The organism is Microbacterium suaedae, from assembly GCF_003254645.1.
GTDB lineage: Bacteria > Actinomycetota > Actinomycetes > Actinomycetales > Microbacteriaceae > Microbacterium > Microbacterium suaedae.
On sequence record NZ_PNFD01000001.1, the window covers coordinates 347,482 to 362,944 of the forward strand.

12 protein-coding genes are annotated in these 15,463 nt (G+C 69.3%); 6 read left to right on the top strand and 6 right to left on the bottom strand.

The genetic code is table 11. The features are described 5' to 3' along the window. Positions 1-50: 50 nt before the first annotated feature. Positions 51-1,046 carry a stage II sporulation protein M gene (locus tag C0012_RS01550; protein ID WP_110588514.1) on the bottom strand — a complete coding sequence of 332 codons (996 nt, stop codon included), beginning with the start codon at positions 1,044-1,046 and terminating at the stop codon, positions 51-53. 122 nt (positions 1,047-1,168) lie between these two features. On the opposite strand from C0012_RS01550, the gene C0012_RS01555 reads away from it, so the two are divergent. Beyond that, positions 1,169-2,035 (top strand): RDD family protein, encoded by an 867-nt coding sequence (locus C0012_RS01555; RefSeq protein ID WP_232527734.1) that lies wholly within the window; start codon positions 1,169-1,171, stop codon positions 2,033-2,035. A 963-nt stretch (positions 2,036-2,998) separates the two neighbouring features. Here the strand turns inward: C0012_RS01555 and C0012_RS01560 are convergent. Then, complete coding sequence (locus C0012_RS01560; protein ID WP_110588825.1) at positions 2,999-3,205, bottom strand: DUF3499 family protein; 207 nt, start codon at positions 3,203-3,205, stop codon at positions 2,999-3,001. A 23-nt stretch (positions 3,206-3,228) separates the two neighbouring features. On the opposite strand from C0012_RS01560, the gene C0012_RS01565 reads away from it, so the two are divergent. Then, positions 3,229-3,693, top strand: a complete 465-nt coding sequence (locus tag C0012_RS01565; protein WP_110588512.1) for a hypothetical protein — start codon at positions 3,229-3,231, stop codon at positions 3,691-3,693. A 13-nt stretch (positions 3,694-3,706) separates the two neighbouring features. Here C0012_RS01565 and C0012_RS01570 read toward each other — a convergent pair whose 3' ends face one another. The 4 genes from C0012_RS01570 to manA all read right to left on the bottom strand — a co-directional run bounded on the left by C0012_RS01570 (position 3,707) and on the right by manA (position 9,597). Beyond that, entirely contained in the window at positions 3,707-5,104 is a 1,398-nt protein-coding gene (locus C0012_RS01570) for a DUF5719 family protein (RefSeq protein ID WP_110588511.1), read from the bottom strand. Next, the gene (locus C0012_RS01575) at positions 5,101-7,905 is read right to left on the bottom strand and encodes a glycosyltransferase (RefSeq protein WP_110588510.1); all 2,805 of its coding nucleotides are present in this window, start codon (positions 7,903-7,905) and stop codon (positions 5,101-5,103) included. Before C0012_RS01575 ends, C0012_RS01570 begins: the two co-directional genes overlap by 4 nt. A gap of 68 nt (positions 7,906-7,973) precedes the next feature. Beyond that, positions 7,974-8,309 carry a WhiB family transcriptional regulator gene (locus C0012_RS01580; protein WP_110588509.1) on the bottom strand — a complete coding sequence of 112 codons (336 nt, stop codon included), beginning with the start codon at positions 8,307-8,309 and terminating at the stop codon, positions 7,974-7,976. A 136-nt stretch (positions 8,310-8,445) separates the two neighbouring features. Continuing rightward, on the bottom strand, positions 8,446-9,597 hold the full coding sequence (gene manA, locus C0012_RS01585) for a mannose-6-phosphate isomerase, class I (RefSeq protein WP_110588508.1): 1,152 nt from the start codon (positions 9,595-9,597) through the stop codon (positions 8,446-8,448). A 57-nt stretch (positions 9,598-9,654) separates the two neighbouring features. Here manA and C0012_RS01590 point away from each other — a divergent pair, with 57 nt between their 5' ends. The 4 genes from C0012_RS01590 to C0012_RS01605 all read left to right on the top strand — a co-directional run bounded on the left by C0012_RS01590 (position 9,655) and on the right by C0012_RS01605 (position 15,458). Then, positions 9,655-11,130 (top strand): O-antigen ligase family protein, encoded by a 1,476-nt coding sequence (locus C0012_RS01590; RefSeq protein ID WP_110588507.1) that lies wholly within the window; start codon positions 9,655-9,657, stop codon positions 11,128-11,130. Between the two features lie 17 nt (positions 11,131-11,147). Next, entirely contained in the window at positions 11,148-12,485 is a 1,338-nt protein-coding gene (locus C0012_RS01595; RefSeq protein WP_110588824.1) for an O-antigen ligase family protein, read from the top strand. Between the two features lie 67 nt (positions 12,486-12,552). Further along, a complete protein-coding gene (locus C0012_RS01600) occupies positions 12,553-14,463 on the top strand; it encodes a glycosyltransferase (RefSeq protein WP_110588506.1) in 1,911 nt (636 codons plus the stop codon). Continuing rightward, positions 14,460-15,458 (top strand): glycosyltransferase family 2 protein, encoded by a 999-nt coding sequence (locus C0012_RS01605; protein WP_110588823.1) that lies wholly within the window; start codon positions 14,460-14,462, stop codon positions 15,456-15,458. The genes C0012_RS01600 and C0012_RS01605 overlap by 4 nt, the downstream gene beginning before the upstream one ends. The last annotated feature ends 5 nt before the right edge of the window (positions 15,459-15,463 follow it).

Genomic DNA, 15,463 nt, shown 5'->3' on the forward strand with positions numbered 1-15,463 from the left:
CACCCGGCTTCGTTCAGATGACGATTGCCGGCCGCTCGTTCAGAGTCACCTCAGCCCGCCACGAGGCGCTGGGTGCCTGCCTCGTACTCCGTGAGGTCGCCCGTCTCCCCCGCCGCGGCCGCGCGGCGGCCGACCACGAGCATGTAGGCGAGGAAGACGCCGAGCGCCGCGGCTCCGATACCGATCTTGATCGCGTGCGGCCAGTCTTGGCGCGTGACGAATCCCTCCACGAGGCCCGAGAGCCCCAGGAAGATGATGAGTCCGATGACGACGGTGGCGAGGGCACGCCCCTCGGCAGCGAGCGCGGCCCCCCGCGATCGCGCACCCGGCGCGATCCAGGCCCAGAAGATCCGAAGTCCCGCTGCACCGGCGACGAAGATGCACGTCATCTCGAGCAGACCATGCGGAAGGATGAACAGCAGGAAGTCGTCGCCGTGGCCGAACCAGTTCATCACGGCTGCCGAAGTGCCGAGCCCGACGGCGTTCTGCATGAGCACGTACACGGGCCAGATGCCGGTGATGCCGAACATGATGCACTGCGCCGCGATCCACGCGTTGTTCGTCCACACCATGCCCGCGAACACGCCCTCGGCGTGCTCGCTGTAGTACGCGACGAAGTCCTCTTCGGCGTACTGCTCCAGCTGCGCTTCGTCGCCGAGGGAGGCCATGTACGCGGGATCCTGCTGCGCCCACCAGCCGACGAGCGCCGTGATCCCGACGAAGGCGAGCGCGACGATCAGCACGTCCCAGCGGATCCGGAACAGCGCCGCCGGCAGCTGGCGCGCGAAGAAGCGCGGCACCTGTCGCATGACGTTCTCTGGTGCGCCCGTGATCTTCAGGCGCGCCCGCGCGAGGATGTTCGAGACGTAGTCGCCCGTCGGCGTCCGCCCGACCGAGGTCTTGATATCGGCGAGATCCGCCGACGCCGCACGATACAGGTGCACGAACTCGTCGGTCTCGGCGCCTGTGAGCCGACGGCGGCGCGCGAGCTCGTCGAGGCGGTCCCATTCCGAGCGTCGCTCGTCGATCATCGCATCGAGGTTCACCCGTCCAGCCTACGACCCGTCGGAGGTCGTCGCCCGGCCACTGCCGAGTGCCTTCGTGCCCCCGAACGCGCCGAAAACGACTGGCATGCACTCGGGAAGCATCGAGGTGATTGACTGGGCATATGTCAATGCCGGTGACCACGGGGCCGCGCGGCCCGCGCGCGCTCGTCTCCGAAGACGAGGTCCTCACGGGCGAGGCGGTCGCCCTCGACCTGCAGCCGATCGGCCTCGGCATGCGCGTTCTCGGCGGCTTCATCGACGCCGTCCTCGCCTGGGCCCTCTACCTCGCGGTGCTGCTGTGGGGCGTCACGTCCCTCATCGATGCCGGGATCCTCGGCCAGGAGACGTTCCAGATCGTCGCGATCGTGCTCCTCGTGGTGTGCTTCGCGGTGCTCCCGATCACGGTCGAGACCCTCACACGCGGCCGCAGCCTCGGCAAGCTCGCCGCGGGCGGACGGATCGTCCGCACCGACGGGGGTGCGATCGGCTTCCGCCACGCGTTCATCCGCGGCCTCGTCGGCGTGCTCGAGGTGTACATGAGCTTCGGCGGCATCGCGCTTCTCGTCGGCGTCTTCACGCCACGTGCGCAGCGGCTCGGCGACCTGGTCGCGGGAACCTACAGCGAACGGGCGCGGCGCCCGGCGCTTCCGCCGCCCGCGCCCGGAGTCCCCGAACCGCTCGCAGCGTGGGCTGAGATTGCCGACGTCGCACGACTGCCCGATCGACTCGACGCGCAGGTCACGCGCTTCGCCGCCGGGGCGTCGCGCATGGATCCGAACTCTCGGGCGCGGATCGCGGCCGAGCTCGCGGGTGACGTGCGGCCGTTCGTCTCCCCCGTTCCGAATGTGGCGCCCGAGCTGCTCCTCGAGGGCGTGGCGGCCGTGCGTCGCGAACGGGATCGGGCGGCCTTGCGCACCGAGCGCGAGCGCGCGGCCGTCCTGGGCGGCGAGGATCCTATGACCGGCGCTCCCCTCGCCCGCCAGCGCTGAGTTTTCCTCCTCTCCCACACTCGCGCCCCACGGGAGGAGAAGCACGCTCGGGAGGACCCAGGGGTCGAGGATCCCCCTCCGCCATGCGAATCCCCTCCCATAGCGCCCCCTCCCCAGAACGCCACACGCCCGGCGCACACCGGAGGAGAAACACCCCCGGGAGGACCCAGGGCTCCAAGATCCCCCTCCGCCATGCGAATCCCCTCCCGTACGACGGCACACCCTCTCCCCGGAACGCCACGCCACGCCAAGCGCCGCGCACACACCAGAGGAAACCCGCCCCACACTGGAGGAAAAATACCCCCGGGAGGGCCCAAGGCTCCGAGAACCCCCTCCGCCATGCGAATCCCCTCCCAAACATCGGGCCCCCTCCCGGGCACACCACGCGCCCCGCAACGCAGGAGGACAACCACACACGAGGAACCCCGACACGACGCGAGCCACCTCCCGCGTGATACTCCACACCTCCTCGACACCGCCCCGCACACCGGAGGAGAGTTGCACGCGGGAGGCCCCACACGCCGGGATCTCCCTCCCCTACGCGAATCCCCTCCCAAATGTCGACACATCCCCTCCCCGGAACGCCACGCGCCCCGCACACCAGGAGGCCAACCACACACGAGGAACCCCAGCACGGCGCGAACCACTTCCCACGCGACAATCCGCACCTCCCCGATACCGCCCCACCTGGCCGCACAGCGGAGGAACATGACGCTCGGGAGGGGGTCAGGCCGCAGCAACACCCTCCCCTATGCGGATCTCCTCCCACACAACAGCGCACCCCGCCGAAACACCACGCGCACCACCCCACACCCGAAGAGCCCCCCCACCCCACCCCACACACCGGAGGAGAAACGCCGCCCGGAGGGGCCAGGCCGCAGAATCACCCTCCGCTACGCAGATCCCCTCCCGTATGCGACGAGGGGCGCCCCAGACCGCGTCGTCGCGGCCGGCGCGCTCAGCTCACTCGCGGAAGGCCTCGTGGCGCAGGACCACCCATCCCTGGGGAACCGACAGCCGGTCGGTGTGCAGTGCGCAGAGGTCGTGCGCGTGCGGATCGTTGCCGGCCCCGAGCGGCCCGAGGGCGGCCATCCGTCCCTCGTAGTCGAACGTGAGCGTCGACACCGCCTCCCGGCGACAGGCAACCTTCGAGCAGATTCGTTCACTCACACGGAAGAGCATATGCTGACGGCATGAGGTGGTTCGATCGTGCGCGCCGCGATCGTCAAGATCCGTCGGCCCCGGCCCCGCGCCCTGCACGGCACGGACGGCACGGCCGCGTCGGGCGCAGCCCCGTCACGAAGCCCCCGCTGCCGTCGGTGGGATCACGGTTCGACCGCTTCGACGTCGCCGTGACCTCGACGGCCGACTTCCTCCGGGCCACGTGGCCCGAGTTGAAGGACGTTCGCTTCGAGGTCGGCAGCATGCCGATTCACGAGGGCGATGGGACGGTTCCGCGCTGGTCCATCGATCGAGAGCGCGGCCTCATCATCATCTACCGGGTCGCAGTCGAGCGCCTCTCGAAGGCGCACGGCGTCCCCATGCATCGCGCCGACGAGTTCCATCGGCGTGTGCTCGTCGAGGGGGCCGTCTTCCGCGCCGCGGGCGAGTTCCTCGGCAAGGATCCCTGGGATCTCGGAGCGGATCCGTTCCACTGACGAACGCCACCGATCACGGTGCGACGCGGATGCTCTCCGGCGCGGCGGGATCCGGCTCGATTGGGAACGACGCGATCGCGCCGTCCGCGGCGACGCTGGCTGATCCGACGATGCGGCCGGCCGCAACCGACAGGCGATAGGTCTGCGCGTCGTCGACGACGCTCGTGACCGAGCGCCCCGGTGCGATCTCGAGTGTCTGCGCGTCGCCGCCGGATACAGGCTCGACCGCGATCTCAGCGGTCTCCTCCCCGACGTTCGCGAAGCTCAGTGCGAAGGCGTCGTCCGGTCCGGAGGGGATGCTCACGAGGCCATCCTGCGAGAGCTCTTCCCCGGGAACGAACCATGCGTAGTCGTCACCAGCGACTTGCCGCACGGCGCCGACGAACGGAGTGTCCCCTGCCATCCGCACGGAATAGCTCCCGGGTTCGAGAGAATCGAAGCCGAGGCTCATCGGAGCATCGGGCGTGAGGTCTGCGGTCGTGGACACGACCTCCTCGCCCGTGGATACGTCGACGATCGACACGTCGACAGTGCCTTCCTCCCCTGCCGTTCCGAGAAGGCGGAGTTCCGTCGGCTCCTCACCCGTGCGGGCGGCGGATTCGGTCACGACAACGCGCGGGATCACGCTGTCAGTCCGGGGCAGGATTCCCGGCTGCAGATCGAGTCCGCGCGGGTCCAGAGTCACGATCCGACTCGACTGCAGCGTCGTGCGGACGGGTGCGCCCTCGGCCAGCACTCGGATGACGGGGCTCTGCTCCCCCGCCGCGATGCTCGCGACGGGGATGGCGCGCTGGGTGTGCGGAGGAAGAGCGATCTCGCCGTTCGCCGGCACGCTTCGGCCGTCGACACCGTACACCGACAGTGAGACCGTCGCCGCGACGTCGGACGGGTTCGCGATCGTCAGGATGTCTGTCGTTCCGGTCGCGACTGTGGCCCCCACGATCCACGACTCGGGGCTCGCCGTGCGGCAGGCCGACGCGGCGTATCCCGTCAGATCGGCTTCCGCAACAGCGACGGATCCCGCCGCGGCGACCGAGATCGGCTCGCCCTCCTGCGGCATCTGCGAGACGGCGAGGGATGAGGCGACGTCCGGAAGATCGATCGTCCGCTCGGACACCGGATCGGCATCATCCCCATTGCGCATCGTGACGGACATGTCGGCGACTGCTTCGATTCCCCGAGCATCGCTCGCGTCGCGGCCGAGCGCGAGAATGGGCCCGTCGCACGCAAGCACCGTCTCTGCGGCGATGGGGGTGACCTCGACGCGCGGGCCCGAGCCCGCTTCGTCGGAGAGACCCGTCGCCGTCACGAATGGCCACGGCTGCACGGCCGCGGCAACCGCTGCTGCCGCGAGAAGGATCCCGGCGGTCGACCCTCCGATGCGTCGCGCCAAGAGGCGTCGATCACTCATACCGTGTCCCTCCCCTGAGGCCCGAGCGCCCGCGGCACGAGACGAGCCTGCTCACGCGTGCGCCGCGTCGGGATCGCAAGCAGCAGCGCGGAGACAAGGATCGCGGCCTGGCCGACCGTGATGGCCCACGCAGCCGCCGCTTCCGCGGTCGTGAGCTGCGCGCGCTCGGACGGGTCGGATCCGAGACGCCACAGCACGCCGCGGGGAGTCTCGCCGACGCGCACGAAGCCGCTGCGCTGATCCATCGATGCCTGCGCGGTGAGCGCCATCATGCGCTGCTCCGCGTTCGGTTCGGCGACCTGCAGCCGCAGGAGGACGAACGTCACGCCTGCGTCGCTGAGCGGTTCGGTCACGGGTTCTGCACTTCCCGAGATGATGTCGCCCGCGACTTCGGCGAGGCGCTCGTCCGTCGCCGTGGGGACGACAGCCGATCGCGCGTATGTCGAGGCGCCGCTGAGCGTCTCGCTGGCGCCCCACACGACATCGGCCCCGACGGATCCGTCTGCGATCGGCGTGAGGATGAGCGTGCCCACCGCGTCGTCATCACGCGCCTCGGCCGTCACGTACGCGGGAAGGGTCGTCGCATCTCCGGAGTGCAGCGGCGTCGCTCCACGATGCAGGGCCGTCATCTGCGGGACGACGGCGACGACGACACAGGCGACGGCCACGACTGCGGCGGCCGGACCCCAGCGGTGCGAAGACAGCGTCTCGAGCGCGATGGCCGCCGAGATCGCGATCCCCATCCACGCAAGGCTCAGGGCACTTCCGGGCCAGACAGCGACCAGCACCCCGTCGTTCGCAATCAGCTGCGCATGGACGGCCACGATCGCTGTCACGACACCGAGGGGAACGGCCGCCAGCGCGAACAGTGCGACATCGAGACGACGCGTGGCCGGAGCGAGCAGGGCGAGGAGCGCCGCCGGTGCGAGGAGAAGCGGGACCCACCACGTCGCCACCGGCGCATCCGCGGATCCGATGCCGAGATCGGCGAAGGCGCGGGACCACGCGGCGACGCCGTCGACGAATCCCGAGGCGACGACGCGTACGCCCTCGGTCGCGAACGGCACGGTCGCCCCGGGGTCGGCGAAGATCGCCCATCCGGTTCCCCGCGCCAGCTGCTGCCACACGAGCGGAGCGAACAGCGCGAGGGAGGGGAAGATGAGCCAGACGACGCGCCCGATCCCCCGGCGCGCGCGGACGATCGCGAAGACGAGACCTACGGTCCAGAGGACGATGCCGGCGGGCACGAGCGAAGGCGCGCACGCGAGCACACCCGCAAGGAGCAGGGATGCGGCGCCGGCCGTCGTCCAGGACCGATGTGCGGCCGCGACGGCGAAGACGAGCCACGGGAGGAGCACGTGCACGAGCACGGCCGTCGGCCGGCCCTGCATCAGCGCGTCCCAGAACGGGGGCGCAGCTCCCCACAGCAGGGCGAGTCCGATGCGCGCCGCGCCCGAGGAGGCTACGCGCGTCGCCGCGAACCACCCGCCGGCGACGGCGAGCGGCAGCGCAAGGAGCCAGAGCAGCACGAGTGCGGCCGATGGCGCCGCGGGCGACAGCGTTCCGAGCAGTGCGACGACCGCCGCGAACGGATCCGCGGCGCCGACCTCCGCGATGCCCTCCGGCCGCAGGCCGTACATCGCATCCGACCAGAGGCCCTGCACCGTGCGACGCAGCGGCAGGAGCGCTCCGCCTGCCATCGCGGGCCAGGTGAGCAGAGCGACGAAAGCGGTGACGCTCACGACGAGCGCGCCGAGCACCGTCCAGGCACCGCCGCTCGAGAAGAAGCGCAGCGGCGCGCGCACCGTCTGTCCTGTGTCGTCGGCGGCATGCTGATGCTCGCGCAGGCCCGCCCGGCTCAATCGGAGAGGATCCACCTGACGCCACGAACCCGTGCGGAAACGCCGCAGGCGCCTGCGCGACCGGACGATCGAGCCGAACCGCACCATCGTCGTGACAGCCGCCATCCACTCGGGCGCCACTCTCCCGGGCCGCTTCGCGAGGAGCGCGAGGATCGTCGCCCAGAGCGCGAGAGGCAGAAGCAGAAGCCACTGCGCGGGCAGAGCGATGAGGGGCGCGTAGGCGAGGCGTCGGTGCAGACGCGCGACTCGCACCGTGTAGGCGCGGGCGAGAACGTGCTGAGAGGAAGGCACGACCGCGACCCTCGCCTCCGGCGCAAGAGCGACACGTCGACCGCCGAGGCGTGCGCGCACCCCCAGGTCGAGGCCCTCGTCGACGCCGAGAAGTGCGGGATCAGGAACAAGATCGCGCAGGACGTCCGCGCGCACGAGCATGCCGCGAATGTCGGCCCCGAGCACGTCGTCGTCGGTGTCGTGCTGTCCCTGGTCGTACTCTCCGTGCGCGAGTTCGATCGCGCGACCCGAGCGCGTCATCGTCACGCCGAACGACTCGATGCGGCGTTCGTCCCGCGCTCGGACGAGCTTCGGCGCAGCGAGAGCGACCGACGGCTGGCGCTCGAGCGCGGCCAGCAGCCGCTCGAGAGCCTGAGGCTCCGGTGCCGCATCGGCGTCGAGCAGCCATGCGGCGCGTCCGTCGGGAATACGTTCGAGCGCAAGCTCGACGGCGCCCGCGAAGGGGATCCGTTCGGGCGCATGCACTGCGATATCTGCACCCGACGCGTCGACAACCGCGTGAAGCGGCGCAGCATCACCGCAGACGACGACCGAAAGGCCGGCGATGGGTACGGTCTGAGAGCGCAACGCGGTGACCGCGCGCTCGAATCGCGACGAAGCCGCGGGGGTCGACCGTGCGACGAGCACAACGTGAACTGGGGCGGGCATGACCCGGCAAGCCTACGGCGGGGCTGTGCACAAGACCTTCACTGACACGCCCGCCGCTCGGGCAGGTCTCAGGAAGCGCGCTGCTCCTGCTGCGCCCGCTTGAGACGGCGACGCTCGCGCTCGCTCAGGCCTCCCCAGATGCCGAAGCGCTCGTCGTTCTGCAGCGCGTACTCGAGGCACTCAGAGCGCACCTCACACGACTCGCAGATGCGCTTGGCGTCGCGCGTCGAGCCGCCCTTCTCGGGGAAGAATGCCTCGGGATCGGTCTGCGCGCACAGAGCCTCGCTCTGCCAGGAGAGCGCGCCGTCGTCTTCTGCGGGGGGATGCGCACCGGGGACGCCGAGGTCAACGGGGTCGACGAACCAGTCCGCCGGTGCCTCGGAACGGTAAAACGGTGCGGTCATGGTGCTCTCCCCCTTGGGCAGTCCCTCGTGATGGGTACCTTCCCTGGGTAATTACACCCGTGTGATTCGAGAAATTCAAGTCGCAGATCGTAGAGCGGTTCATCCGCGGATTGAAGGTTTGACCGCTCTCGGCGTGTCACAAACCCGGCTGAGCGACGAAGACCTCCCCTGCGCCCGTCACCGACATCTCGCCTTCTTCGTCCGCGAGGAAGGCGGCACGCCCGGGAACGAGGCGCTCACTGCCGCCCCCTGCCGAGATCGTCACCTCCCCTGCAACGCAGAGCGCGATCGTCGGCCCGCTCAGCGCAACATCGGCCCGTTCGCCGCCGGCCACGATCGCGTGCAGCAGCCGGAAGTCGGCGATGTCGACGGGATACTCCTCGAATCCCGTACGACCCGATGAGGCCGCGATGGGGAGGACGAGCGGCACAGGCCCCGAGCGGCGCTCGAGCACGCGCATGAGCTCCTCGACGTCGATGTGCTTCGGCGTGAGCCCCCCGCGCATCACGTTGTCGCTCGCCGCCATGATCTCGATGCCGAGTCCCGACTGGTAGGCGTGGAGCTGGCCGGCGCGCAGGAAGAGCGCCTCACCGCGCCCCAGCGTGACGAGGTTCATCAGCAGCCCCACGATGACGCCGGGGTCTCCCGGAAACTCGGCGGCGTTGCGGCGCGCGTTCGCGAGCTCGGCCGCAAACCTCGTCGACCTCGCGTCGGCGAGCGCCGCGATGATCTCGTCGACAACGTGCTGCGAATTGCCCGACAGGAGCCACCCGACGGCATCCGCGAGCGCGTCGTCATCGCGGATCCGCTCACGCAGCGGCGCCGCAGCGGCGCCGATCTCGGCGAGGAGCTCGCGCGTCGCAGAGACCTCGCGGAGGCCGCACAGCGCGACGAAACGATCGCTCAGCGCCACGACCATCTCAGGCTTGTGATTGTCGTCGATGTAGTTTCGCGGGGTGCCCTCCGCGATGTCACGCTCGGCTTCGAAACCGGCCTCGGCCTGTTCCTTGGTCGGGTGCGCCTGAATCGACAGCGAACGGGAGGCCGCGAGGATCTTGAGCAGGTACGGCAGGCGCCCTGCGGGCCCCACCTCGATGTCCTCGTCGCGAATCCACTCGTCGAGCGTGCGCCCAGTGCCATCGTCGACGTCGGACGGATCGGCGGGATGGTCGCCGAACCACACCTCGGCCTCGGGACCGGGTGCCTCCTCGCGGCCTTCGAGCGCGGCGATGAGCGAACGCGATCCCCAGTCGAAAGTGCGCGGGGCGTTGGTCAGGCGTGCCAGCATGCGCCCAGCCTATGCGCCGCGCGCACCATTCCCGACGCGCACCGTAGTCTGAAGGGCATGGCGCAGCTCTCTCGCTTCCCCGTCGCGCCCCCGCATCGCGCGCCCGAGCGCGAGGCCACCGCGCATCTCGCGCTGCGCGCGTACGCGACGTTCGTGCTGTTCTCGGCGCTCGCCTATTCATGGTGGTACAACCTGCTCGGCCCGATCGCCGCGGTCGCGCTGCTCAGCGCGACGGTCGTGGCAACGCTCGCCATCTGGGTTCCCAACCTTTCGAGGCGCCGCGGCGCCCAGGCGTACGCGTGGCGTCGCCTGCCCTGGATCGCGCTGGTCTACGTCGCGTTCGCGATCACGTCGGTGATCTGGTCCCAGTGGCCCGCCGCAACGGCCATGACCTGGGCAGTGCTCGCCGGCGTCACACTGCAGGCGCTTTTCCTCGCCGACATGCTCACGTGGGGCGAGATCGTCCGCGGTCTCGAGGTGGCCCTGCGCTGGATCATCGGCGGCTCCCTCGTGTTCGAGGCGTGGGTCGCGCTCGTCGTCGAGCATCCGATCCTGCCGAACTTCTTCCCCGTGTCGGGCGAACCGGATCCGCACTGGTATTGGGTGCGCGGCAATCTCTTCGACTCGTTTCTCGTCGGCGATCGAGTGCAGGGCATCGTCGGCAACTCGAATCTCCTGGGAATGCTGTGCGTGCTCGCGCTCATCGTCTTCGGCGTGCGGATGCGCATTGCGATCGTCGACCGTCTCTCGCGAGAGGTCGTCATCTCCCGCGCGGTGTGGATCCTGCTCGCGGTCTGGCTGCTCGTGCGGGCCGGATCCGCGACGAGCGCGGTCGCGGGCGCCGTCGCGGGCGCCGTGCTGCTCGTGGCCCTCGCAATGCGACGACAGGCGACGCCCGGCGGCCGCACGCGCGTCTACGCCGTCTCCACGGGCCTCGCGCTCGCCCTCGGCGCGATCTGCTGGCTCGGATACGACCGGATCCTCGGGCTCCTCGGACGCGACGGTGACCTGACGGGGCGCGCCGACATCTGGGCAACCGTGATCGACCGCGCTCTCGCGCATCCCGTCATCGGCAACGGCTTCTCCTCGCCCTGGGTGCCGTGGGATCCGGCCTTCGACGGGTGGATCGTCGACCACCACATCTCGGTTTTCCAGGCGCACAGCATGTGGCTCGACGCCTTCCTCCAGCTCGGTGCACTCGGGGTCGTGCTCATCGCCGGCGTGTACGGATCCGCCGTGTGGCGCACGTGGTTCTTCGCGGTCGACCGTCCGCGCTGGGACGCGCACGACGACCGCGCCTACTCTCCCCTCACGCTCGTGCCGATCCTGGTTCTCTGGGCCCTCCTCGCACAGGGTCTCACCGAGTCGAACCCGATCATGCTGTGGGGCTGGATGCTCACGGTGCTGTTCGTCAGCAAGGTCAAGGTGACTCCCGAGCTCACCCACCCCGACCGTGACGCCGAGATCGGCACCCGGTCCCCGCGGCGCGGAATTCTGCGCACCGCCGACCCCGCCGTCCGCGCAGAGAGCTGAGGCGCGCCGTGACGTCGATGCGCCGCGCCGCAGCCGCTGCGATCGCCGATCTCCTGCGATCCGCGGCCTTCGCGCGAGCGTTCACGCTCACGGCCCTCTCCGCTGCATTCCTCACGCCCGCGATCCACAGCGTCAACGGCATCGTCACTCTCTCCTCGATCGTCGCGGGGCTCGCGGCCGTCGGCATCGCGATCCTCCTGCTCCGCCGCGACGAGCTCTCGTTCGTCGGCTTCGCCCCCACGAGCCTCGCGCTCTTCGTCCTCTGGGCGCTCGCAAGCCTCGCGTGGACGCTCGACGGCGCCCAGGGGCGCACGATCGCCGCATGGCTCTCCCTCGCCGGCTGGGCCGTCGTCGCCATCACGATCGCGCACGTGCGCGACACACTGCAGATCGCACGTGCAATGGGCGATGTGCTGCGCTGGCTCCTGACGGTGTCACTCGTCGTCGAGATCCTCTCGGGGATCATCCTCGACGTCCCGTTTCCGACCCTCGGCGTCGAGGGCCTCATCAGCTTCGGCGGCCCCGTGCAGGGACTTTTCGGATCCCGGAACCTGCTCGGATTCGTCGCCGTGCTCGCCCTCATCACGTTCGTCGTCGAGTGGCGCGCGCGGGCCGTTCCCCGACACGTAGCCGTCTATTCGCTCGCGATCGCCAGCGTGCTCGTCGTGCTGTCCGGATCCCCGACGGCCCTCGTCCTCGTCGTGATGCTGCTGTTCGCGGAACTCGCTCTCGCGATCGCGCGCCGCACGCCGCGTGATCGGCGGCGGCGCGTCGATATCGCGGTCGCCTCCCTCACCGCCTTCGGTTTCGTCGCGGCCCTTGCGATGCACCGCCCGATCATCGACTTCTTCTCGGCGCGCTCGGGCTTCGCATCACGCGCCGAGCTCTGGAGCGAGACCATCTCGTGGGTTCGGCATCGCCCCATCAACGGCTGGGGACTGTTCGGCACGTGGGAGGACCAGCCGTTCCCGACGAACATCATCAACAACACCCTCGGCGTACCGAACGCCTCGGCGCTCAACGCGTACCTCGACGTCGTCCTCCAGCTCGGCTGGGTCGGACTGCTCCTCTTCGCCGCGTTCTCCACGATCGCTCTCGCACGCGCCTGGCTCGCGGCCGCCGACCGGCGCTCTGTCGTATACGCCTGGCTGCCGCTGACTCTCGTCGCCCTCCTCGTCGAGTCGGCGTTCGAGAGCTATACCTTCAGCGACCTCGGCTGGATGCTCCTCGTCGTGTGCGCGGTGCGCGCCGGTCGAGAGCGATCATGGCGCACGCGTATCGATCCGACGGCGCCGATCCCGCCGCCATCAGCCGCCCCCGCCTCACCTCAGGACCGCCGAGGTTCCGGCGGGTAGGCTCGTGACGGCCGTACGCGTCCCGCACGCAGGCCCCCGCCACATGAACCTGCCGGAGCTGCCACACATGCCGTTCGTCCTTCAGAACGTGGTCTTCCCCGCTGACCGCGACCCCGACCTGCTGTCGCTGTATCTCGATGCCGACACCTGGTCGACGATCGACGAGAAACCCGTGCGCGTCACGAACCACGCCCATATCGGCGACGTGCTCGGCCGAAACAGCATCCGCGTGCGCGCCGGAAGCCGCACCTCGTTCGCCAGCTACTTCAACGCCTTCCCGGCGTCGTATTGGCAGCACTGGACGAGCGTCCGCGCGATTTCGCTCACCGTGCGCACCGAGGGGCCCGGCACGATCCTCGTGTACCGCTCGAACGGCTCAGGTGTGCAGCAGCGCCTCTACACCGCCGAGGTGACCGGCACGGCAGAGACGTCGTTCGACATCGCGCTCACGCAGTTCTCAGACGGCGGTTGGATCTGGTTCGACGTCGTCGCCGATCGCGAGCCCGTCGTGCTCGCCGGCGCGGAGTGGTCGACCGACGCCGAACCGGTCCGCACGGGCAAGGCATCTCTCGGGATCACGACCTACAACAAGCCCGGCTACTGCGTCGAGACGCTCCAGTCCCTTGCCGACAGCCCCGATGTGCTCGCCGTCGTCGATCGGATCTTCCTCGTCGACCAGGGCACCGAGCGGGTGGATCAGCGGGACGAGTACCCGGAGGTCGCCCACGCCCTCGGCGAGCAGCTGCACGTCATCACGCAGCCGAACCTCGGCGGATCGGGTGGCTTCGCGCGCGCCATGACCGAGACGATGCGCCGCGAGGAGAGCGACTTCGTGCAGCTGCTCGACGACGATGTGCGCATCGAGCCCGAGTCGATCCGCCGCTCCGTGATCTTCGGCCGCTACGCCTCGAAACCGGTCATCGTCGGCGCCCACATGTTCGATCTGCTCGACAGGCCGCGCCTGCATGCGTGGGCCGAGGTCGTCGACGAGGAGCCGTTCATGTGGCGCACGCTCTACCAGGAGCAGATGCCGCACGACTTCCGCGAGCAGAACCTCCGCCAGTCGCGGTTGCTGCACATGCGCATGGACGCCGACTACAACGGATGGTGGATGTGTCTCATCCCGAAGTCCGTGATCAAGGAGATCGGGCTCCCGATCCCCGCCTTCATCAAGTGGGACGACGCGGAATTCTGTCTTCGCGCGGACGAGGCGGGTGTCCCGACGGTGACGCTTCCGGGCGCGGCGCTCTGGCACGTGTCCTGGGTCGGCAAAGACGACTCGACCGACTGGCAGGCATACTTCCACGCCCGCAACCGCATCGTGACGGCGTTGCTTCATTCGGGTGCACCCGAAGGCGGGCGGCTCCTCCGCCACAGTCGTCGCGTCGACCTCAAGCACCTGATGATGATGCAGTACTACCCCGTCGCCCTCCGCAATCGGGCGCTGCGCGACATCCTGTCGGGCCCCGAGCACATGCGCCGTACCCTGAGCACGCGCATGCCCGAGGCACGTCAGCTGGCGAAGCGATTCCCCGAGACCGTCGTGCACCGGGATCCGAAAGAGGTATTGCACTCCCGACGAGGTCGCCAGGTCTTCGAGCTACGCGGTCGGCACGATCTCGACAATCCGACGGGCCTGCAGCTGCGCCTCTTCACGGCAAAGGCCCTGCTGAGCCACCTCCTGCGCCGCCCGGCGCCCGAGAACGTCGAGATGCCGGAGGTCGAGTTCGGCAAGGAGGATGCGCACTGGTGGCGCGTCCCCGCCTTCGACTCCGCGCTCGTGAGCGCCGCCGACGGATCCGGCAAACAGGTGTACACGCGTGACCGCGGGAAGTTCCGCGGCATGCTCCTCGATTCGATCCGCCTGCACCGTCGCTTGAAGCGCGAGTGGCCCCGGCTGGCGCGCGAATACCGTGAAGCGCTCCCCCGGCTCGTCGCTCAGGAAGAATGGAACGCGAGCTTCGAGGCCGACGCATGACCCTCCCCTCCCAGAAAGCCACCGACGTGACGACATCCGCCTTCGACCCCGCAACGGCGACGATCGTCGTCGTCACCTACAACCGTGCGGCGCTCCTCGCCCGCCATCTCGAGTCCGTCGGACGCATGGATCCGAAGCCGGGCCACGTCGTCGTCATCGACAACGCGTCGACCGATGACACCACCGAGGTCGTCGAGCGACTGCGAGAGCAGGCCGGCACCGAGATCGTGTACCGACGACTCGACGAGAACACCGGTGGTGCGGGCGGGTTCAGCGCCGGAATGCAGACCGCGTATGAGCTGGGCTCCGAGTGGATCTGGCTGATGGACGACGATGTCGAGGTGCTCCCCGACGGCCTCGCCCGCATGGGGCACTGGACCCCGCGGTTCCGCCACATCCAGGGGCGCCGATACGACTACGACGGATCCGAGTTCTACTGGCAGTATCGCGTGTCGACGGCGCTCGGAATCCCGATCCCGTTCGCACCGGCCGGCTTCGACGACTCGGGCTACCGCGAGATGAACTCGGGCTGCTTCGAGGGGATGTTCATCCACCGAGACCTCGTCGCGAAGCTCGGCCTGCCGGATCCGCGGTTCTTCATCTACTGGGACGACACCGTCTACGGATACCTCGCCTCGCTGCACACTCCGTGCGCGATCGTCGACGAATTCGTGTTGCAGCGCACGCGCGAGATCAAGCAGTGGGACATGGGAACCCGCCACCTCAACGCGTCGAGCGATATGTACCGGTACTACATCATGCGCAACCGCGGCATCATGGCGCACTACTACGCCGCCAACGGCGACTATCGCCCCGTTCCGTTCGCCATCGGGACAGCGGCGACATTCGCGAAGGAACTCATCCGACTGGCTTTCGTCGAACGCAAGATCACGAAGAAGGGCTGGGGGAACCTTTGGCGCGGCATGCGCGACGGGCTCGCGATCGCGCGCGACAGGGACTACGGGGTCATGCCGCCGCTGGCGACCGCGAAGTGAGAGTG

What these genes read in the sequence shown, in the direction of transcription:
- C0012_RS01590 (WP_110588507.1), top strand. Translation starts at nt 9,655, where the DNA reads ATGGCGCAGCTCTCTCGCTTCCCCGTCGCGCCCCCGCATCGCGCGCCC.
- C0012_RS01595 (WP_110588824.1), top strand. Translation starts at nt 11,148, where the DNA reads ATGCGCCGCGCCGCAGCCGCTGCGATCGCCGATCTCCTGCGATCCGCG.
- C0012_RS01565 (WP_110588512.1), top strand. Translation starts at nt 3,229, where the DNA reads ATGAGGTGGTTCGATCGTGCGCGCCGCGATCGTCAAGATCCGTCGGCC.
- C0012_RS01580 (WP_110588509.1), bottom strand. Translation starts at nt 8,309, where the DNA reads ATGACCGCACCGTTTTACCGTTCCGAGGCACCGGCGGACTGGTTCGTC.
- C0012_RS01555 (WP_232527734.1), top strand. Translation starts at nt 1,169, where the DNA reads ATGTCAATGCCGGTGACCACGGGGCCGCGCGGCCCGCGCGCGCTCGTC.
- manA (WP_110588508.1), bottom strand. Translation starts at nt 9,597, where the DNA reads ATGCTGGCACGCCTGACCAACGCCCCGCGCACTTTCGACTGGGGATCG.
- C0012_RS01600 (WP_110588506.1), top strand. Translation starts at nt 12,553, where the DNA reads ATGCCGTTCGTCCTTCAGAACGTGGTCTTCCCCGCTGACCGCGACCCC.
- C0012_RS01575 (WP_110588510.1), bottom strand. Translation starts at nt 7,905, where the DNA reads ATGCCCGCCCCAGTTCACGTTGTGCTCGTCGCACGGTCGACCCCCGCG.
- C0012_RS01570 (WP_110588511.1), bottom strand. Translation starts at nt 5,104, where the DNA reads ATGAGTGATCGACGCCTCTTGGCGCGACGCATCGGAGGGTCGACCGCC.
- C0012_RS01605 (WP_110588823.1), top strand. Translation starts at nt 14,460, where the DNA reads ATGACCCTCCCCTCCCAGAAAGCCACCGACGTGACGACATCCGCCTTC.